Here is a 20629-nt window from a genome sequence, read left to right on the forward strand (position 1 = left end):
CCCGCCTCGTTCGCCGGGCCGCACTGATGGATGACGTTCGCCCGCCCCAGCAGCCACTGCACCGACTCGCCGACCAACTCGTTGATCTGCTGCGAGCCCTGCGCCCCACCGGTCACATACACGGTCGGCAGCCGCCGGTCGAAGCCCCACAGACCCAGCGCCTGGACGGCTTTGTCCGCCTGCCCGGACAGCACCTCGGGCCGCACCGGATTCCCGGTCACCACCGCGATCGCGCGCGCCGACTCCGACAGCAGCCCGAGCGTCGAATCCGACGACACGCAGATCCGCGCCGCCGCCGACGCGAGCTTCCGGTTCGCCAGACCCAGCCGCACCGTCTGCTCGTGCAGCACGAGCGGCCGGTGGCACATCCGCGCCGCCAGCCCGGCCGGAACCGCCACATAGCCACCCGTCGCGAGGACGACATCCGGCCGGAAACCGTCGATGGCCCGCCGCGCCTGCAGTACGCCGAGCGGCACCCGGGCCATGTCCCGCACGTTCGCCGGTGACGCCATCTTGAGCGGGTTCTTCGAACGGCGGATCTTGCCGGTCGCCACCGTGGTGAAGGCGATGCCCGCAGCCGGGGCGACGCGCGCCTCCAGGCCGTCGGCCGTCCCGATCCACAGGACTTCGAGCGCCCGTCCCTCGGCGGCGAGCCGGGCCTTCAGCGTGCGCACCGCGGTCAGCGCGGGATACGTGTGTCCACCGGTACCGCCGCCCGTGACGACAAGACGGAAAGGCGCGCTGTGCATCGGGCTGCTCCTCGGCGAAAGGAAGATCAGACGACGCCACGGTAGCGGCTACACGTGCCCCGCCCGCCTGGCTCGCACGAATCCACGCCACGCGGTCACCGCACCCAGGTCACCGTGCACACCGCGTGCCGCGTCGTCCCCGCCGGCACCTCCACCAAAATGTCCGTCGCCGTCGCGGTGCAGGCGTCTCCCGCCGACGTCCTCGCTCGCCCCGTCACCGCGGCCGCTAGGACCTCTCGTTTGGATCAAGTCGGGCCCGCGAGCCCCGGCATCGCGCCCTGATCCGGCCTGGTCCAAACGGAAGACCCTGGCTAGTCCGCCCTCCCATGAACGCCGTATGGCAGTCACATTGCAGCCACGCCGGATCGCTTGAGCACCCCTTCTCTCCCGGCCTACGGTCTTCTCATCAACACGGCCGTGTGCCCGAGTGGTTCAGGGGCTCGCCTGCAAAGCGAGTCACGCGGGTTCAATTCCCGCCACGGCCTCCAAACGCCAGCCGAGCGCGCCCGAGTGGTTCAGGGGCTCGCCTGCGCTGTATCCATCAGCGAGCTCCGCTCGCGGGGAGTCACGCGGGTTCGAATCCCGCCACGGCCTCTTTCAGCGGGCGGGGTGTTCTCAGAGCACCCCGCCCGCCTCGTCCTGGAAGGCGTCCGTCCAGTAGTGCCAGGTCGTGCCCGGGAGGGTGGCGGTGGGGTCGAGGGTGGTCAGGGTGTGGAGCATGGCGGCGGCCAGTTGGTCGTAGGAGGTCGTCGTCAGTTCGTGGGAGAGGTGTTGGTCGATGGTGCGTTCGTGGTGGAGGAGCCAGAGGGCGAACGCGAGGGTGGAGACGTCGGTGTTGAGGGGGTAGAGGGCGGCCTCGGGGGCGGAGAAGGTCAGTACCGCGCCCGTGCGGCCGTCGACGACCAGGCTGTGGTCCTCGACCAGGTGGCCGAGGCGGATCAAGTGGTCGCAGTGGGCCGGGAGTTCGGCGAGGGGGTAGTCGGCGCGCTCCTGGGTGAAGTACTCGCGCAGCGTCGGCAGCGGGGCGTCCGGGTCGGTGAAGAAGAGCACCGCCTCCTCGGGCAGCCCGGTCTCGCACAGGAAGCGGCGGGTCGGCTCATGGGTGAGCGTGGCCGGGAAGTCGACGTCCTCGAAGCGGGCCACCCTGCCGTGCCCGAACTCCTGGTCGAGGACGCGCGCGGGGATGTCCAGGGTGAGCCCGGACGTCGCGCCGGGGCCCGCGGCGAGCGCGAGCGGGCGGATCAGGGCCGCCGCCTTCCAGTACGGCGGCACCCGGCCGTCCGTGCCCTCCTCGAAGAGGGCGAGCAGCCGGCGGGACGCCTCGGCGACCGTCCTCGGTCCGTACTGCCCGGCCAGCGAGGCGAACCGGCCGCGCAGGCCCGCCAGTTCCTCGGTGACGGCGGCGAACCGCAGCAGCGTGTCGAGGGACGGCGCGAAGGGGCGCCATTCGGCGGGGTCGCGGAGATACGCCGTCGTGATCTCGCCCGTGTCGCCGTCGAGCAGGATCGACTCCCGCTCCATGCCGGCCGGATTGAGCAGCTCGCCTATCACCAGGCGGTCCCGCAGCTCCTCCGCCAGCTGGAAGGGGCCGTCCGCCGCGTCCGCGAGGGTGCGCAGACCGTGGGCGCGCAGCGGCGAGAAGGTCAGCACATCGGTGACGGCGGGCAGCCCGGGGCCCGCGAGCAGCCCGCGCGTCGCGGCATGCGTGACATGGCGGTCCAGCTCGGCCTCGGTCAGCGTGATCGCCGCTGTCCCGGCATCCGTCGTCGTACCCATCGCTCCCCCGCGATCGTGCCCGTGCGTGCCCAGGTACGGGCGCCCGCACCGGCGGCTCCCCCACCGCTGAGCACACTACGCCGCCCCACTGACAACGCCCCCGCGGTGGAAAGACGCCGGGCGGCCCCGGCGCGTTGCGCGGCGACGGTCAGCGGTCGGTGACCACGGCCGCCTGGGGGCGGATCGGGAGCCGGTTGACCGGGCGCCCGGTGGCCGCGCGGACGGCGGAGGCGATGGCCGCCGGGGACGTCACCACCGGCACCGCGCTGACCGACTTGGCACCGAACGGCGCGACCACGTCCCGCTCCTCCACCAGCTTGACGATCCGGATGTCCGGCACGTCCAGGGCGGTCGGCAGGGCGTACCCGGTCAGATCGGGGTGCCGGATCAGCCCGCGCGGGGTGCGCAGGTTCTCGGTGAGCGCGATGCCCACGCCCTGGGTGACGCCCGCCTCGATCCGGGCCGCCAGCTGGGCGGGGTTGAGCACCCGGCCCACGTCCTGGGCGACGGCCAGCTCCACCACCCGCACCGAGCCCAGCTCGATGTCCACGTCCACCACCGCGCGGATCGCGCAGAACGCCAGGCCCACGAACGCGTCGCCCTGCCCGGCCGCGTCCAGCGGCTCGGTGGGGTGCGGGCGGCACTGCGCGGTGGCCCACAGCTCCTTGCCGTCCAGCGCCTCGGTGACGGTGGTCGAGAGCACCCCGTCGTACGAGGTGATCTTGCCGTCGTCGATCTGGAGCAGCTCCGTCGACATGCCGAACTTGTGGGCCAGCGGCTGGAGAAGCTGGGTGCGGACCATCTTCGCGGCCCGCTCCACCGCACCGCCCGACACCCAGGTGTGCCGGCCCCGGCTGCCCGGTCCTGACGGCGGCTGGTCGGTGTCGACCGGGGCGACCCGGACCTCCTCGATGCCCAGGGTCTCCTGGACGATCTGCCGGGCCAGCGTGGTGAATCCCTGGCCGGCCTCCACGGCCGCGCACAGCACGGTCGCGATGCCGTCGTGGACCTTGACCGTCGCCGTGGACACCTCGTCGGCGCCCTCCCCGCCGAGCATGTGCACCATGCCGAGGCCGTAGCCGACGCCCCGGCGCACCGCGCCCGGCTCCCCCGCGCCCTCGGGTCCGCCGGGCAGCAGCCAGTCCTCCTCGGGGGTGTCCTTGGGCAGCTCCGGAAGCGGGAAGTCCCGTACGGCCTGGAGGAGTTCGGCGACCGGGGCCGGGCAGGTCACGGTCTGGCCGATGGGCAGCACATCGCCGGTCGCGAGCGCGTTGCGCAGCCGCAGTTCGGCCGGGTCCACGTCCAACTTGCGGGCCAGCTTGTCCATCTGGGCCTCGTACGCGGCACATACCTGCATCGCGCCCTCGCCGCGCACATGGCCGGAGGGCGGGTTGTTGGTGCGGACGGCCCAGCCCTCGATGAAGGCGTTCGGCACGACGTACGGCCCGCACGCGAAGGAGACGGCGGCCGCCAGCGCCTCGGCGGAGGTGTCGGCGTACGCGCCCGCGTCGAGGAGGATCTGCGCCTCCACCTTCACCAGGTTGCCCTCGGCGTCCGCGTGATGGCGGTAGCGCAGCAGGGTGGGGTGGCGGTGGGCGTGGCCGAGGAAGGACTCCTCGCGGCTCGCGGTGAGCTTCACCGGGAGGCCGGTGCGCAACGCCAGCAGGCCGAGCGGGAGTTGGAAACTGCCGTCCTCGCGGTCGGCGGTGGCGCCGGGCACCCCGGTGACCACGATCTTCACCCGATCCGGGGACAGTCCGAAGCAGGCCGCGGCGGTGTCGCGGTCGTGGTGCGGGTCGGTGGAGGCCAGGTACAGCTCCACCCCGCCGTCGGGGCGCGGCACCGCGAGTCCGGCCTCGGCGCCGATCGGGGCCGGGTCCTGGCGGCCGATCCGGTACAGCCCCTCGACCACGACCTCGCCGGCCGCGTCCGCGTCGCCGTGGCGCAGCGGGATGTGCCGGATCAAGTTGCCGTCGGGGTGCAGGGGTTCGGCCTCGAACGCCTGCTCGGGGTCGGTCACCGGGTCGAGGATCTCGTACTCGACGATGATCGCGGCGGCGGCCATCCGCGCGGTGTCCGGGTGGTCGGCGGCGACGGCGGCGATGGGCTCGCCGTGGTGCCGTACGACCTCGGCGGCGAACACCGGCCGGTCGGGGGTGCCCCGGCCGTGGCGGGGGGTGCCGGGCACGTCCTCGTGGGTGATGACGGCGCGCACGCCGGGCATCTCGCGGGCGTGGGAGGTGTCGATGGACACGATCCGGGCGTGCGCGTGCGGGGAGCGCAGGACGGCCGCCCAGAGCAGGCCCTCGGCCCACAGGTCGGCGGCGTACGGGAAGGTGCCCTCGGTCTTGGCGCGGGCGTCCGCGTGCGGCAGCGAGACGCCGAGGCCGTGCAGTACCTGCTCGGGCTCGGGGGCGGGTTCCGCGGTGGCGGTGGCGGCTTCGTCGCTCACGCCTGGCCTCCGTCCTGGCCGTAGTGCTGGTCGTACGGGCCGGGCGTGTCGCCGTAGCCGTCCGGGGTGGGTGGCGGCGTGTCGAAGACGCCCGGCGCCTCGAACACCGACGGGCCCGCGCCGCCGGAGCCGGGTCCCGCCTGGTGCGGTACGCGCGCGTCGTCGGCGTCCGCGGCCGTCTCCGCCTCGGGGGCGTGCGCGGTCTCGCGTTCGGCGACGACCTCCTGGACGGCCTGCACGACGCCCCGGTAGCCGGAGCAGCGGCACAGGTTGCCGCACAGGGCCTGCCGGGTCTCCAGCTCGGTCGGCGCGGGGTTGCCCTCCAGCAGGTCGTGCACGGTCATCGCCATGCCGGGCACGCAGAACCCGCACTGCACGGCGCCGCACCGGGCCAGCGCCCGCTGCACGTCCGAGGGGTGCCCGTCCTGGGCCAGCCCCTCCACGGTGCGCACCTCGGTGCCGGCCGCGGTGACCGCGGGCACCAGGCAGGAGGCCACGAGCCGCCCGTCGACCTGCACATTGCAGGCCCCGCACTCGCCCTGCGAGCAGCCGTCCTTGGCCCCGGCCAGGCCGAGCCGCTCGCGCAACACATAGAGCAGCGACTCCCCGATCCAGGCGTCGGTGACGGGCCGGTCGGCGCCGTTGACCCGCAGGACGTAGGAGGCGAGGGGGTGGTCGTCGTGGAGCGGGAGAGGTGCGGGCGCCGGCTCTTCGGGCGCCTCGGCCGCTTCGGGGGCCTCGGCCTGTTCGGGCTCGGCGTCGGCGTGTTCGGCCGCCTCCGGCGCGGGGGTCGGCGTGTCGCCGTCGTGCGCCGGAGCGGGCTCCGTGGGCACGGCGGGCGCGGGCACGGGCGTGTCGGACCGCTGCCCGGGAACGCCGGGCATGGCCGCGCCGGACCGCTGTTCGGGTACGACGGGTACGGCCGGGTCGCCGGTGGATGCCGGGGTGCCGTGCGCCGGCGTGGCGTCCTCGGGCGCCGTCTCCGGCCGCGCGGCGGTCTCGGGCGCGGCGTCCTGGCCCGTGGGTTCGGCGGGACCGTCGGCGGGAGGCGTGGCCGGGCCGTGCGCGTCCGGTCCCGCGGGGATGCCCGCGGGCGGCGTACGGTGCTCCGCCGCGTCGCCCCGCGGGTGCGCCGGGTGCCCGTCCGGGGAGGGGTACGACGGCTCGCCGGAGGGCGCGGGGAGGTGCGCGGCGGCGGGGTGGCCGCCGGGCCGGGTGCGGCCCGTCTCCAGGTCCGGGTCCCGCTCCGGGTCCGCTTCCGGGCGGGGCTCCAGCCCCTGCTCCGGGTGCGCCGAACCGGGGTGAACGGCCTGTTCCTGGCCCCCCTGGGCGTGCCCCATCCGCCCGTGCGCGCCCTGCTCGTGCGCGCCCTGCTCGTGTTCCGCGCCGCCGAGCGTGTCCTGCGGGTCGCCCGGCCGTTCCTGCGCGGGCTGCGGACGCGCGCCGGGTACGACACCGTCCCGCGGGTGCGCGCCGGGCGCCTGCCCCTGCGCGTGCCCCGCCTGCGGCACCTGGCCGCGCCCGGCGTCCGGGTACCCCTGCTGCCCGTGTCCGGCCCCGCCGAACGGGCCCTCTATGCGCCCGTCCCGGCCGTCCTGCCCGTCCTGGCCGTGCGCGGTGTGCTCCTGCGCCCCGGCCCCGTCCGGACCCGGTACGGCCGCGCCGTCCGCCTGCCCGGGCTGCTCGTACCCGCCCCGGCCGTACACGTCCTGCGCATGCCCACCGGCGTCGTGCGCGCCCTGCTCATCCGTGCCCCGCGCCTGCCCGGCCGGGTCGTACGCGCCCGGCGCCACCCCGGCGCCGCCCTGCTCGTACGCGTCGTGCCCCAGCGTGTCCTGGCCGTACGCGCCCGGCGTGGAACCGTTGTGCTCCGGCGCGCGGCCGGTCTGCTCGTGGGCGCCCGGGACGGGGCCGGTCTGCCCGTGGGCGGCAGGCCCGTAGGCGGCGCCCGGCTGTTCCCGCACGGCGTGTCCGTGACCCGCCGGGCCCTGCGCGGCCTGCTCGGGCCCCGCGTGCTCGTACCCGCCCTGCCCGGCCCCGGACTGGTCGTACCCGCCCGGTGCGGCCCCCGACTGCTCGTACGCGGCCTGGGCGCGGGCCTGGCGGCGCGCCCGTGCGCTGCCGACCCCTTCCGCCGTGCTCTGCGCGCGCCCGGCGCGGAATTCGCCGCTCCCGGGGTCGTACGCCTCGGCATGGCCGCCGGCCTCGGGGCCGAACGCCTCGCCCTCGGCGCGCGCTCCGGCCTCGGCGCCGTACGTCTCGTGCCCGTACGCCTCGCCGGATCCGTATGCGTCCGGACCCTGCGCGGCCTCTTGCGGCTCGCCCCACGGCTGGCCCGCGTTGGTCGCCCAGGGCGCCGGAGCGCCGCCCGGGAGGGTGGCGGGCGGGGTGCCGCCCCACTGCTCCACCAGGGACGACGTGGTGAACTCGCCCGATTCGTCCGGAAGTTCCCCACCGGCGACCGGGATGGACCACTGCCCGGTGACGTCATGGCCGGGCGCGGCGGGCGCGGGCTCCTCGAAGTTCCAGTGCTGGGTGGCCGCGGGGTCGTACGTGAAGCGGTCGCCGCCCTGCGTCGCCCCCTGCCCGGTGTCCGGGTCGGGCCACTGGCCGCCGCCCTGGCCGCCGTTCGGGTCGGGCCACTGGGCGGCGCCGTTCTCCGGCGCGGGCCAGCCGCCCTCGGCCGGGGCACCCGGGATGCGCGGCGGCACATAGCCGTGGCCCGGCGCGGCCAGCGGGCTGTTGCCGGACAGCAGGGCGTCTATGCCGCCCTCGGGGAGCTTGACGAAGGCGGTGGCGCCGTCGTCGTAGTCGCCCTGGGGCAGCGGGTTCCAGCGGCCGCCGCCCTCGGGCGCGCCCTCTCCGTGCCGGTCGTCGGTCACGACAGCGCCCTCCCCAGTGCTCGTCGGGCCAGCGCGGCGACGGTGCGCCGCAGGTGCAGTACGGCGGGCGGCAGCGACGGCACCGTGCCGTCCGCCTCCGGCGCCGGGTCGGGGATGCAGGCCGCGGCGACGTACTCGCCGAAGGCGCTGAGCGCCTCGGGGACGAGCGCGCGGTCGTTGTCCCAGTCGATGAGCCGCGCGACCCACTGCTCGGCCTCCAGCGGCCGCAGCGGCATCGGCGCGATGGCCCCGACCGCGCAGCGCACGCCGCGCCGGGCGGGGTCGAGGACGAGGGCCACGGAGGCGAGCGCGCGGCCGGGTCCGGTGCGTCCGGTCGCCTTCAGGAAGACCTGCGGGGCGTGCAGCAGCGGCACCCGCACGAAGCCGATGAGTTCACCGGCGCCCAGCATCTCCACGCCCGCCAGCAGGTGCGAGACCGGGACCTCCCGGCGCGCCCCGCCCGGTCCGGCGACGATCAGCGTCGCCTCCAGCGCGGCGAGCACCGGCAGCGCGTCCCCGGTGGGCGCGGCGGAGGCGATGTTGCCGCCCAGGGTGCCCGCGTTGCGGATGTGCGGCGGGCCCGCGGCGCGCGCGGCGGCGGCGAGCGCCGGGATCAGGGCCGCGAAGTCGGGGCGGCCCATGCGCGCGAGGGTGAGTCCGGCGCCGAGCAGCGCGTGGCCGTCCTGGTACTGCCAGCCGCGGATCTCGCTGATCCGGCCGAGGCCGACCAGGGCGGCGGGCCGCAGCTGCCCGGAGTTGACGGCGGCCATCAGGTCGGTGCCGCCCGCGACCGGGACCGCGGTGGGCATCGCGGCGAGTGCCGCCACCGCCTCGTCCAGCGTCGTGGGCAGCGTGACGGCCTGCCCCGCCTGCGGTGCGTGCGTGGTCAACCCGGCTGCCCCTTCCCGCTGCCCCACCTGGTCCCGCCTGTTGCGCCGTACGGTACGTGCTGACAGGGCGGACGTGGCAACTCTGGCACATCTTCGCAGGGCTCGAACGCGGGGGTCCGCTAGGAGGCATTCGCCCACCTCACCGAGGAGATGGTCCGGTTTCGCACCGCTTCACCGGTGCGCGCGAATTGCCACTCTTCGGTGAAACTGACGGGGTTTTCCACTATCTGTTCCATCCGCGTTGCGCGGCAGGCCCGTTGGGGTACATCTGGCGGGTTCCGGCCGTTCGGGATCACCTGTTGGGCGGCGGTCCGTCGAGCGGGCGGCCCGGCACGCCCGGTCGCCGCTGCCACGGCCGGGGTCCGGCCGGTGGCCGGTAGGCGACGCCCAGGGCGTCAAGTCGCCGGTAGTGCGCGGTCATCCGGCGCTCGAAGTCCGCGAAGTCCCGCTCCGGGGGCGCGGGCAGCCGGCTCCAGGCGACCTCCGCGAACGCGGCGAGCCGGGGAAACGCCTGGTAGTCCACGCGCCGGGCGTCCTCCAGGGCCTCGGTCCACACATTGGCCTGGGTGCCGAGCACATGGCGCGCCTCGGCCTCGGTGAGCGCGGCGGGAACGGGTTCGAACCGGTAGACGTCCTCCAGGGTGCGCACGAAGCCGATCGGCACGGGCTCCTCGTCGCCGGGGGCCTGCCGGTGGTCCAGGTACACGTGCTGCTCGGGGCACATGACGACGTCGTGTCCGGCGCGCGCGGCGGTGACCCCGCCCTCGTAGCCGCGCCAGGAGGAGACCGCGGCACCCGGGGCGAGCCCGCCCTGGAGGATCTCGTCCCAGCCGATCAGCCGGCGCCCGCGCGCCCCGAGCCAGGTGTCGAAATGCCGTACGAACCACGACTGGAGCTGGTCCTCGTCGGCGAGGCCGAGATCGGCGATGCGCTCCTGGGCGGCGGACGACTTCTGCCACTGGTCCTTCGGGCATTCGTCACCACCGATGTGGATGAACCGTGACGGGAACATCTCCAGGACCTCCTCGAACACCCCTTCGTAAAACCGGAGGGTGTTGTCAGTGGGGGCCAGTACGTTGGAGTTGATCCCCCAGGTGTCCCAGACGGAGAGCGCGGAGGTGTCGATGACGTCGGTGTTGCCGAGTTCCGGATACGCGGCGACGGCCGCCTGCGAATGCCCCGGCACATCGATTTCCGGCACGACGGTGATATGCCGCTCGGCCGCGTAGGCGACGATTTCCCGGATGTCGTCCTGGGTGTAGTAACCCCCGTGCGGCTTCTCCTCCCACAGCGGTGAGGCCCGGTGACCGAATTTCGTCCGGGCCCGCCAGGAGCCGGTCTCGGTCAGTCTCGGATAGCGCCTGATCTCGATCCGCCAGCCCTGGTCGTCCGTCAGATGCAGATGCAGCACATTGAGTTTGTGCGCGGCCATCAGATCGAGATAGCGCAGCACCCCGTCCTTGGGCATGAAGTGCCGGGCCACGTCGAGCAGCAGCCCGCGCCAGCCGAACCGTGGGCTGTCGTGCACGGTGAGCGCGGGGAATTCCCAGGTATCACGGCCGCTGACGGGGGCCCGCCGGAAGGCCTCGGGTCCGAGCAGCTGCCGGAAGGTGCCCGCGGCCCAGAACAGCCCGGCCTCGCTCGCCCCGTCCAGGGTGACCACCCTGTTTTCGGCGGTCAGCCGGTACGACTCCGGGCCGCCGAGTTCGTCCGCGAGCGCGGGCACGATCCGCAGCCGCACCCGGCCGTCCCGTATACGGCTTTCACCCTCGCGGTACGGCGCGAAGGGCAGCCCGGTCGCCGCGCCGACCGTCGACCGCAGCCAGCGGGCCACCCGTTCGGTGCCCTCGGCGGCCTCGATCCCGGTGTCCGCATCGACCACACAGCGTGCCCCGGCGGCCGCGCCGTCCGGCACCGAGATACGGCCCGGCGCCGGGATCAGCGCCGCCTCCCCGGCCGATGCCGTCTCCCCGCCGCCGATGTCACCCATGTGGCCTCCACGCCTCGCGTTGCACCCTGTGCAACAGCCGTTTCGTTCCGCACAACCAGTCGATCGGCAGGAAGGCTAGGACCCCCGGAACCGGCCCACAAGAGGTCTCGACCAATCGGGTATGCAATCGGGTACGCAAAGGGCCCCGGCGCACGCCGAAGCGCACCGGGGCCCTCGCGGGTCACAACGGGAGGCGGGGCCTTACTTGCCCTTGCCCTTGTCGCCGCCCTTGTCCTTGTCGCCGCCGCTGCCCATGGACTCGTAGATCTCCTTGCACATGGGGCACACGGGGTACTTCTTCGGGTCGCGGCCCGGCACCCAGACCTTGCCGCACAGCGCCACGACGGGGGTGCCGTCGAGGGCGCTCGCCATGATCTTGTCCTTCTGGACGTAGTGGGCGTAGCGCTCGTGGTCGCCGTCGCCGTGGGACACCTGCGGCGTCGGCTCTACGAGGGTCCCCGTACCAGTCCCGCGCTCGGGCTCAAGAGTGCTCATATTGCCCAGGGTACTGAAGCGGCCGGGCATCAGTTGAGCGAAGGGTCGTCCGGATACGTGGCCACCATCGCCAGTTCGCTGCGCTGGCGGCGCAGCACCTCGCGCCACAGCCGTTCGGGCTCCGGCGAGGACACGTCGCCGGGCTCGGACTCCACCACGTACCAGGCGCCCTCGGTCAGCTCCTCCTCCAGCTGGCCGGGCCCCCAGCCGGCGTACCCGGCGAAGATCCGCAGCGAGCCGACGGCCGGGGCGAGCAGCTCGGGCGGTGCCTCCAGGTCGACCAGGCCGATCGCGCCGTGCACCCGCCGCCAGCCCAGCGGGGCCTCTTCCCCGTTCGCCCCGCCCGGGATGACCGCCACGCCGAGCGCGGAGTCCAGCGAGACCGGTCCGCCCTGGAAGACGACGCCGGGCTCGCCGGTCAGCTCGGCCCAGCCCTCCAGGATGTCGCCGACGCCCACCGGGGTGGGGCGGTTGAGGACGACGCCGAGGGAACCCTCCTCGTCGTGGTCGAGGAGGAGGACCACCGCGCGGTCGAAGTTCGGGTCCGCCAGGGCGGGGGTGGCCACGAGCAGCCGTCCTGTGAGCGAGGACACCTCGGTCATGCCAGACATGATCCCGCATCTTCCCCCGGAGTGGGGAGCCAATCGGAGTGCCCGGGTGAACGCAGCTCAGGGTGCGTGGAAGCAGGCCCGGCGCACGCTCACGGTCGGTGACCCCATGTGTCCGATTGCAAACGGTTCGTGTTGTGACACACCCATGACGCGACAGGGCGGTACGCGGACTTACGGACGGGGGGTGATCGGCGATTACCCTGTCCCACGGCCCGCCCGTGATCGGCGGCCCCCATGCCCATCTGATCGGAACGCGAGATTCATGACCGTCAACGACGATGTCCTGCTTGTCCACGGCGGAAACCCGCTTGAGGGCGAGATCCGTGTCCGCGGTGCGAAGAACCTCGTGCCGAAGGCCATGGTCGCCGCGCTGCTCGGCAGCGCGCCGAGCCGGCTGCGCAATGTTCCGGACATCCGTGACGTACGCGTCGTGCGCGGGCTGCTCCAGCTGCACGGGGTGACGGTCCGTCCGGGTGAGGAGCCCGGCGAGCTGGTGCTCGACCCGACGCGCGTCGAGAGCGCCAACGTGGCCGACATCGACGCGCACGCCGGCTCCAGCCGTATCCCGATCCTGTTCTGCGGCCCGCTGCTGCACCGGCTCGGGCACGCGTTCATCCCCGGCCTCGGCGGCTGCGACATCGGCGGCCGGCCCATCGACTTCCACTTCGATGTGCTGCGGCAGTTCGGCGCGACCATCGAGAAGCGCGCGGACGGGCAGTACCTGGAGGCGCCGAAGGGCCTGCGCGGTACGAAGATCACGCTGCCGTACCCGTCGGTGGGCGCGACCGAGCAGGTGCTGCTGACGGCCGTACTGGCCGAGGGCGTCACGGAGCTGTCCAACGCGGCCGTCGAGCCGGAGATCGAGGACCTCATCTGCGTGCTGCAGAAGATGGGCGCGATCATCGCGATGGACACCGACCGGACCATCCGCATCACCGGTGTGGACCAGCTCGGCGGCTACACCCACCGGGCCCTGTCGGACCGTCTGGAGGCCGCGTCCTGGGCCTCGGCGGCGCTGGCGACCAGCGGCAACATCTACGTCCGGGGCGCCCAGCAGCGCTCGATGATGACGTTCCTGAACACCTACCGCAAGGTCGGCGGCGCCTTCGAGATCGACGACGAGGGCATCCGCTTCTGGCACCCGGGCGGCCAGCTGAAGTCCATCGCGCTGGAAACGGACGTGCACCCCGGTTTCCAGACCGACTGGCAGCAGCCGCTGGTGGTGGCGCTCACCCAGGCCACGGGCCTGTCGATCATCCACGAGACGGTCTACGAGTCCCGGCTGGGCTTCACCTCGGCGCTCAACCAGATGGGTGCGCACATCCAGCTCTACCGCGAGTGCCTGGGCGGCTCCGACTGCCGCTTCGGCCAGCGCAACTTCCTGCACTCCGCGGTCGTCTCGGGACCGACCCGGCTGCAGGGCGCCGACCTGGTCATCCCCGACCTGCGCGGCGGCTTCTCCTACCTGATCGCGGCCCTGGCCGCCGAGGGCACCTCCCGGGTCCACGGCATCGAGCTGATCAACCGCGGCTACGAGAACTTCATGGAGAAGCTCGTGGAACTGGGCGCCAAGGTCGAACTCCCGGGCAAGGCCCTCGGCTGACCCCGAGCAAACAAGCAAACAGGGCGGTCCCCCTCCTCGGAGGGGGACCGCCCTGTTTGACGTCGTCGGCCCTTTCGGCGCGGCCCACCGGGCCGCGCCCCAAAGGGGCGCGGGGAACTGCGCGACCAGCCACGACGGACTGTCAGCCACCCACGGCGCTCACCTCGAACGGCGCTCCAGTGGACCGGCGCTCAAAGCGGAGCGCTTACTTGCCCTTGGCCGCTTCCTTGAGCTTGGAGCCCGCGGTGACCTTCACGCTGAACCCGGCGGGGATGTTGATCGGCTCGCCGGTCTGCGGGTTGCGCGCGGTACGAGCGGCACGGTGGGTGCGCTCGAAGGTCAGGAAGCCGGGGATGGTGACCTTCTCGTCGCCCTTGGCGACGATCTCGCCGACGGTCTCGGCGAACGCGGCCAGCACGGCGTCGGCGTCCTTGCGGGTCACCTCGGCACGGTCGGCCAGCGCGGCCACCAGCTCACTGCGGTTCATGTTGTTACTCCCGTGTTTTCTTGCCGTTGGGGTGTGCCACGCGGCGGTTATGCCCGTGGCACTGCGATGCCGATGCGCTCGCGCCCAGGGACGCATCCTGCCCCTACCTGCGGCGGGAAAGCCAATCCGGCACCCGTAGGAGTCGTGAGAACACCCTGGGGAGTCACACGAAAAGCGCCTGATCGGCGTCACCCTAGAGGGCGCCCGGCGCCAGGTGGTTCCACGACGCGCCGGTGCGGGGGGCCACCGTGGTGATCCTCACAGCCCCCGGCACCGTACGACACGCCGTGGTCGGGCGATCCGCCCTGGTCAGATCGTTGCGCCGACCGCCTTGGCGGCCTCGCGGACCGCACCGGCGACGGCGCCCGCGACCTTGTCGTTGAAGACGCTCGGAATGATGTAGTTGGGGTTCAGCTCGTCCTCGCTGACCACATCGGCGAGTGCCTTCGCGGCGGCGAGCATCATCTCAGTGTTGACGGTACGGGACTGCGCGTCCAACAGGCCACGGAATACACCCGGGAAGACCAGCACATTGTTGATCTGATTGGGGAAGTCCGAGCGGCCGGTGGCCACCACCGCGGCCGTCTGGCGGGCGATCGCCGGGTCCACCTCGGGGTCCGGGTTCGCGAGCGCGAAGACGATCGCGCCGTCCGCCATGGCGGCCACGTCGTCGCCGTCCAGGACGTTCGGGGCCGAGACGCCGATGAAGACGTCCGCGCCGCGCACGGCCTCCTTCAGGGTGCCGGTGAGGCCCTCCGGGTTGGTGTTGTCGGCGATCCAGCGCAGCGGCGAGTCGGCCGGGGCGTTCACCAGGTCCTCGCGGCCCGCGTGCACCACACCGTGGATGTCGGCGACGACGGCGTTCTTCGCGCCCGCCGCGAGCAGCAGCTTGAGGATCGCCGTACCGGCCGCGCCGGCGCCGGACATCACGATCCGGATGTTCTCGATCGCCTTGCCGGTGACGCGCAGCGCGTTGGTCAGCGCGGCGAGCACCACGATGGCGGTGCCGTGCTGGTCGTCGTGGAAGACCGGGATGTCCAGGGCCTCGCGCAGCCGGGCCTCGATCTCGAAGCAGCGGGGCGCGGAGATGTCCTCCAGGTTGATGCCCGCGAAGCCGGGGGCGATCGCCTTGACGATCTCCACGATCGCGTCGGTGTCCTGGGTGTCCAGGCACAGCGGCCAGGCGTCGATGCCGGCGAAGCGCTTGAAGAGGGCCGCCTTGCCCTCCATCACGGGCAGCGCGGCCTTGGGGCCGATGTTGCCGAGTCCGAGCACCGCGGAGCCGTCCGTCACGACCGCAACCGAGTTGCGCTTGATGGTGAGGCGGCGGGCGTCCTCGGGGTTCTCGGCGATCGCCATGCACACGCGGGCCACACCGGGCGTGTAGACCATGGAGAGGTCGTCACGGTTGCGGATGGGGTGCTTGGACTGCATCTCGATCTTGCCGCCGAGGTGCATCAGGAACGTACGGTCGGAGACCTTGCCGAGGGTGACGCCCTCGATGCCGCGCAGCTTCTCGACGATCTCCTCGGCGTGGGCCGTGGAGGTGGCCGCGATGGTGACGTCGATACGGAGCTTCTCGTGCCCGGACGCGGTGACGTCGAGGCCGGTCACCGAGCCTCCGGAGGACTCCACGGCGTTGGTGAGCTGCGAGACGGCGGTTCCGCTCGCGGGCACCTCCAGCCGGATGGTCATCGAGTAGGAGACGCTGGGCGCCGTTGCCATGGCCGACTTCCTCTGCTTTCACCGTGTCGCTAGTTGTGCCGTCCGATCGTCGCACCTACCGATCAGTACGTGGTAGTCGCCCTCGGTTGCGGACGTTTTGTTCATGGACGACTACCGAGCGGTGCGCGCTTTCGGAAAACGACTTCCACCATACGAGAGTTGGCGGGCATAAGAAAGAGGCCCACGTCACTCTCGTGACGTGGGCCTCCCACGTTGATGACACCGACCCGCCATGCTCGCCTCGCGGCAAGTGGTCCCTCGAAGGGACGAAGGTTGGGCCCGGGGGCTTGGATCGAGCCGGTGCCGTACCCAGGCTAACAAACGGATGCCGGATGCCATTCCCCGCGCGGGGAGTTCGTCGAAAACTCAGTCGCGCAGCAGATCCGGCACCCCGTCCGCATCCGGCTCGTCCCGCTCCCCCGACACCACCGTGAGCTGCTGGGTCGCCCGGGTGAGCGCCACGTAGAGCACGCGCAGCCCGGCCGGGGACTCGTCGGCGATCTCCGCGGGCGAGACGACGACCGTCGCGTCGTACTCCAGTCCCTTGGCCTCCAGGCTGCCGAGCGCCACCACCCGGTCGCCGAGCCCGGCGAGCCAGCGTCTCGCCTCCTCGCGCCGGTTCATCGCGACGACCACGCCGACCGTGCCGTCCACGAGGTCCAGCAGCCGCTCCGCCTCGGCCCGCACGGTGGCCTGGAGGGACTCCTGTACGACGGTGAAGCGCGGCGCGACACCGGTGGACCGTACGGCGCGGGGCGACTCGGAGCCGGGCATGGCGAGCGCGAGCACCCTGGCGGCCAGCTCGGCGATCTCGGCGGGGTTGCGGTAGTTCACGGTGAGCTGGAAGCGGCGCCGGGGGCGGCTGCCCAGGGCCTCGTCGCGGGCCTCGGCCGCCTCGTCCGGGTCGGACCAGGAGGACTGGGCCGGGTCCCCGACGACCGTCCAGGTGGCGTGCCGGCCGCGGCGGCCGACCATCCGCCACTGCATCGGGGTGAGGTCCTGTGCCTCGTCCACGATGACGTGCGCGTACTCGGTGCGCTCCTGCGCGAGGCGCTCGGCCCGCTCCCGCTGGGTCTCCTCGCGCACCGGCATCAGCTCCTCCAGACCGGTGAGCTGGTCCAGCGGGTCGAGCTCCCGCTTCCTGCGGGGCCGGGCGGGGACGCCGAGGATCGCCTGGAGCTCGTCCAGCAGGGCGATGTCGTGCACCGTGCGGCCGTCGCGCTTGAGTGCACGGGCCACCTTGCGCACCTCGCCCGGGTTGAGGATCCGGCGCGCCCAGCGGCCGAGCCGCTTCTCGTCGGCCATGGCGTCGAGCACCCGCGCCGGGGTCAGCTCCGGCCACCAGGCGTCCAGGAAGCCGATGAAGGCGTCCTCGCCGGTGATGTCCTCGTCGAAGGAGGAGCGCAGCTCGGCGGCCAGCTCCGGGTCGGAGTGCCGGGACCCGGCGCCGGACTTCGCCCACAGGGCGTCCAGCAGCAGCTTGCGGGCGCGCGGGCGCAGCAGGTTGACGGGGGCGGTGCCGCCGAGGGCCGTATGGCGGATGCGGTCCAGCTCCTCGGCCTCCAGTTCGAGCCGGCGGCCGAAGGCGACGACGCGGAGCCGGGCGGGGTCGACGGCCTGGCGCGGCGTGTCGTCGTCGTCCTCCTCGTGGCCCGCCTGGACGGTCGCGCCCAGCTCCAGGGCTCCCCTGGCGGCCTTCCGCAGCACCTTGAGCATCCGGTACGAGCCCTTGGCGCGGGCCACGGACGGGGAGTCGTACAGCGTCGCCGTCACGCCGTCGACCAGCGAGCCGATCGCCCGGATCGCGACCTGGCCCTCCTCGCCGAGCGAGGGCAGCACGCCCTCGGTGTAGGCGACGAGCAGCGGGGTCGGGGAGACGATCAGGATGCCGCCCGCGTACCGCCTGCGGTCCTGGTAGAGCAGGTAGGCGGCGCGGTGCAGGGCGACGGCGGTCTTGCCGGTGCCGGGGCCGCCCTCCACGTACGTGATCGAGGCGGCGGGGGCCCGGATGACCAGGTCCTGCTCGGCCTGGATGGAGGAGACGATGTCCCGCATGGTGTGGCCGCGGGCCTGGCCGAGGGCGGCCATCAGGGCGCCGTCGCCGATGACGGCCAGTTCCCGCCCGTCGAGGCGGGCGGTGAGCGCGGGCCGCATCAGGTCGTCCTCGACGCCGAGCACCCGGCGTCCCTTGGACCGGATGACACGCCGGCGCACCACCCGTCCGGGCTCCACGGGGGTGGCCCGGTAGAAGGGCGCGGCGGCGGGGGCGCGCCAGTCGATGACGAGCGGGGCGTACTCCGCGTCGAGGACGCCGATCCGCCCGATGTGCAGGGTCTCGGCGATGTCGGCGGTGTTGTCCTCGCGCACGGCGCCCTCGGCCGGCTCGACCGCCGTGTAGGCCCCGTCGGGCCCCTTCTTGCCGTCCTTGCCGAGCAGCAGGTCGATGCGCCCGAAGAGGAAGTCCTCGAACTCGTTGTTGAGCCGGTTCAGGTGGACACCGGCGCGGAAGACCTGCGCGTCCCGTTCGGCGAGCGCGCCGGGGGTGCCGACCTGGCCGCGCTGGGCCGCGTCGTTCATCAGGAACTCGGCCTCGTGGATCTTCTCCTCCAGCCGCCGGTACACCCGGTCCAGATGTGCCTGTTCGACGCTGATCTCTCGGTCGCGCACAGAGTCCTGTGCGTCGTGTTCCGAGCCGACCGCGGAATGCTGAACCTGAGCGGCCACCGGGCCCCCTTCTGACGTGCTGGGCAGCCGTCAACCGTACGCGAAGGAAGGCGGGCGAGGCTACGGGACCCGGGCGCTTTGCCGGATACGGCGATCTTGTATGTGCGGGTGCCGACGGCTCACCCGCGGGCCCCAGGGCTCACGCGCGGGTCAGGGCGGCGGCGCGGCGGCGGTGGCGGGCCACTCGCTCCCGGTTGCCGCAGACCTCGCTGGAGCACCAGCGGCGGCGGCGGCCCCGGGAGGTGTCGAGGTAGAGGAGCGGGCAGTTGTCCCCCTCGCACTCGCGAAGGGCGGCCCGCGCGACGGGGTCGGTGAGCAGTTCCACGGCGTCCCGGGCGAGGAGCGCGAGCAGGGCCGCGGGTCCCGGCGGCGCGACCAGCTCCCGGACGAGCAGCCCGTCGCCACGCCGTACGGCACAGGGCACCGGCGGCGTCCCCCGGGCCACCTCGTTGACCCGCCCGAGCGCCCTCCCGTACGACACCGTCCCGCCGCCGCGCCGTACCAACTGCCCTATGTCCTCCCGCACTTCCCTGAACCGCAGGACCCAGGTCTCGTCGGCGTGCCCGAGACCCGTGCCGGCCGGCACCAGCCCGGCCTCCTCGATCCAGCCGCACAACGCCCGGACGGAGTCGAGCCGTTCACCCGGATGACCGGTCGCCAACAGATCCAGACAAACCCGTCCGGCATCGAACCGCAGCGCCATGTGCCTGTCACCGCCTAGGCATACGGGGAGTCGTACAGCCGTCTCCCTCCCACAGTGCCCGCCCGGCCGCCTCCCCGGAACCCCCCGCACCGGAGCCGGTCGTGCTCAGGCCGGTGGGATGTTCTGGTTGGCCCGGAAGAAGTTGGCCGGGTCGTAGGTGCGTTTGACCTCGGTCAGTCGGTCGTAGTGGGCGCGGTAGGTGCTCCGTACGCGGTCGGTGGGCTCTTCCTCGCCCAGGAAGTTGAGGGTAGCCGCCGCCCATGGAGTGGGGGTGCAGATCGCTCCAGTAGTCGACGCACCAGCGGCGGATCAGGGCGGCGTTGGCGGGGTCCGGGTCGATGCCCGCGATGACGCCGGACCACAGGGCGTCCCGGTAGGCCCAGGCCGTCTCGTCGGGGCCGGGGCGGTGGGCCGCTCCGTCCACCGGGTACAGGTGCATGGTGGACAGGCCGGTGGGGAGGTTCCGGCCGTACTTCTCGTGCACGGCGATGGCGTCGTCGGAGACGGCGTCGAAGAAGTCCCCGCGCCAGTACCACTGGAGCCCCGTGGGCAGCAGCTGGTCGAACATGGTCTGGAGGGCGGGGTAGGGCATGACCGTGGTGAAGTGGAAGGCGGGCGGCCCGGCGGCGGCCACGGCGGCGACGGCCTTCTCCAGCCGCGCCTGTTCTTCCTCCGCGGACACCTCGGGGCGCGCCGGTGTGTGGCACCACACCACCCCGCACATCTTCCTCCCGTGCAGCGGCTCGGGGAACGGCGGTCCGGGCGGGACCGTCAGCAGCGCGAAGAACCCGCTCAGCTCCTCCGGCGCGGCGGGCAGGAACTCCCGGTACCAGCACAGCACTTCACGCACCTGGTCGACGGGCCAGAGGGTGATCGCGACCCCGACGGTGTCCACCGGGTGCAGCCGGAAGGCGAAGGACGTGACCACGCCGAAGTTCCCGCCGCCGCCCCGCAGCGCCCAGAACAGCTCGGGGTGCTGGTCGGCGGAGGCGGTGACGAGGCTCCCGTCGGCGAGCACCACGTCCGCGGCGAGCAGACTGTCGATGGTCAGGCCGTAACGGCGGGTGAGATGTCCGTGCCCACCGCCGAGGGTGAGCCCGCCGACGCCGGTGGTCGACATGATCCCGGAGGGCACCCCCAGCCCGAAGGTGTGCGCCGCGTGGTCGAGATCGCCGAGCTGGCTGCCGCCGCCGACCCGGGCGGTCCGGGCCTCCGGCTCGATGTGCACCCAGCGCATGGGCGTCAGATCAAGGGTGAGCGCACCGTCCACCAGGCACAGCCCGGGTCCGCTGTGCCCGCCCCCGCGCACGGCCGTCGCGACGCCTTTGTCCCGCGCGAACGCGAGCACGGTCCGTACGTCCGCCACGTCCACGCACCGCGCGAACGCGGCAGGACGCCGGTCGATCATGGCGTTGTAGATGCCGCGGGCCCGGTCGTACCCGGGATCCGCCGGTCCTACGACGCCTCCCCGCAGAGCCCCCCGCAGAATGTCCAGAGCGGTCTCGTCGATGACGCTCATGGCCGAACACCTCGGTTCGCGCA

At 73.1% G+C, this 20629-nt stretch carries 13 protein-coding genes, 2 tRNA genes and 1 pseudogene; 3 read left to right on the top strand and 13 right to left on the bottom strand.

The features are described from left to right. On the bottom strand, positions 1-749 hold a 749-nt coding region (locus tag AB0N90_RS34555), incomplete at its 3' end, for a glycosyltransferase (RefSeq protein ID WP_365203145.1). Between the two features lie 413 nt (positions 750-1162). Between AB0N90_RS34555 and AB0N90_RS34560 the strand changes: the two genes are divergently transcribed. Together AB0N90_RS34560 and AB0N90_RS34565 are read left to right on the top strand one after the other, a co-directional pair. After that, positions 1163-1237: transfer RNA gene (locus tag AB0N90_RS34560), tRNA-Cys, on the top strand. A 16-nt stretch (positions 1238-1253) separates the two neighbouring features. After that, positions 1254-1340, top strand: a tRNA-OTHER gene (locus tag AB0N90_RS34565). Positions 1341-1364: 24 nt separating this feature from the next. Here AB0N90_RS34565 and AB0N90_RS34570 read toward each other — a convergent pair. From AB0N90_RS34570 to AB0N90_RS34600, 7 genes are all read right to left on the bottom strand, one after another. Further along, positions 1365-2525, bottom strand: a complete 1161-nt coding sequence (locus tag AB0N90_RS34570; RefSeq protein ID WP_365203146.1) for an SUKH-4 family immunity protein — start codon at positions 2523-2525, stop codon at positions 1365-1367. Positions 2526-2673: 148 nt separating this feature from the next. After that, on the bottom strand, positions 2674-4977 hold the full coding sequence (locus AB0N90_RS34575) for a molybdopterin cofactor-binding domain-containing protein (RefSeq protein WP_365203148.1): 2304 nt from the start codon (positions 4975-4977) through the stop codon (positions 2674-2676). Then, positions 4974-7859: a 2Fe-2S iron-sulfur cluster-binding protein gene (locus AB0N90_RS34580; RefSeq protein ID WP_365203150.1), complete on the bottom strand. Its 2886-nt coding sequence runs from the start codon at positions 7857-7859 to the stop codon at positions 4974-4976. Before AB0N90_RS34580 ends, AB0N90_RS34575 begins: the two co-directional genes overlap by 4 nt. Then, positions 7856-8749, bottom strand: a complete 894-nt coding sequence (locus AB0N90_RS34585; protein WP_086807616.1) for a xanthine dehydrogenase family protein subunit M — start codon at positions 8747-8749, stop codon at positions 7856-7858. The genes AB0N90_RS34580 and AB0N90_RS34585 overlap by 4 nt, the downstream gene beginning before the upstream one ends. A 292-nt stretch (positions 8750-9041) precedes the next feature. Further along, positions 9042-10739: a beta-N-acetylhexosaminidase gene (locus tag AB0N90_RS34590; RefSeq protein WP_365203152.1), complete on the bottom strand. Its 1698-nt coding sequence runs from the start codon at positions 10737-10739 to the stop codon at positions 9042-9044. A gap of 201 nt (positions 10740-10940) precedes the next feature. Continuing rightward, positions 10941-11234, bottom strand: a complete 294-nt coding sequence (locus AB0N90_RS34595; RefSeq protein ID WP_037651876.1) for a DUF3039 domain-containing protein — start codon at positions 11232-11234, stop codon at positions 10941-10943. A gap of 29 nt (positions 11235-11263) precedes the next feature. Further along, positions 11264-11836, bottom strand: coding sequence for a YqgE/AlgH family protein (locus tag AB0N90_RS34600; RefSeq protein ID WP_361668741.1), 573 nt, complete (start codon positions 11834-11836; stop codon positions 11264-11266). Positions 11837-12107: 271 nt separating this feature from the next. Between AB0N90_RS34600 and murA the strand changes: the two genes are divergently transcribed. After that, a complete protein-coding gene (gene murA / locus AB0N90_RS34605) occupies positions 12108-13448 on the top strand; it encodes a UDP-N-acetylglucosamine 1-carboxyvinyltransferase (RefSeq protein ID WP_085564978.1) in 1341 nt (446 codons plus the stop codon). 205 nt (positions 13449-13653) lie between these two features. On the opposite strand, the gene AB0N90_RS34610 is transcribed toward murA, so the two are convergent. The 5 genes and pseudogenes from AB0N90_RS34610 to AB0N90_RS34630 all read right to left on the bottom strand — a co-directional run bounded on the left by AB0N90_RS34610 (position 13654) and on the right by AB0N90_RS34630 (position 20606). Further along, positions 13654-13935 carry an HU family DNA-binding protein gene (locus tag AB0N90_RS34610; protein WP_014673024.1) on the bottom strand — a complete coding sequence of 94 codons (282 nt, stop codon included), beginning with the start codon at positions 13933-13935 and terminating at the stop codon, positions 13654-13656. Positions 13936-14244: 309 nt separating this feature from the next. Further along, complete coding sequence (locus tag AB0N90_RS34615; RefSeq protein WP_365203155.1) at positions 14245-15660, bottom strand: NAD-dependent malic enzyme; 1416 nt, start codon at positions 15658-15660, stop codon at positions 14245-14247. Positions 15661-16026: 366 nt separating this feature from the next. Next, a complete protein-coding gene (locus AB0N90_RS34620) occupies positions 16027-18384 on the bottom strand; it encodes a UvrD-helicase domain-containing protein (protein ID WP_365203157.1) in 2358 nt (785 codons plus the stop codon). Positions 18385-18523: 139 nt separating this feature from the next. Then, entirely contained in the window at positions 18524-19087 is a 564-nt protein-coding gene (locus AB0N90_RS34625) for a CGNR zinc finger domain-containing protein (RefSeq protein ID WP_365203158.1), read from the bottom strand. Positions 19088-19192: 105 nt separating this feature from the next. Continuing rightward, positions 19193-20606: pseudogene (locus AB0N90_RS34630) on the bottom strand (FAD-binding oxidoreductase). Positions 20607-20629 lie beyond the last annotated feature (23 nt).

The sequence above is a fragment of the Streptomyces sp. NPDC093018 genome (genome assembly GCF_040684035.1).
In the GTDB taxonomy this organism is placed as follows: domain Bacteria; phylum Actinomycetota; class Actinomycetes; order Streptomycetales; family Streptomycetaceae; genus Streptomyces; species Streptomyces murinus.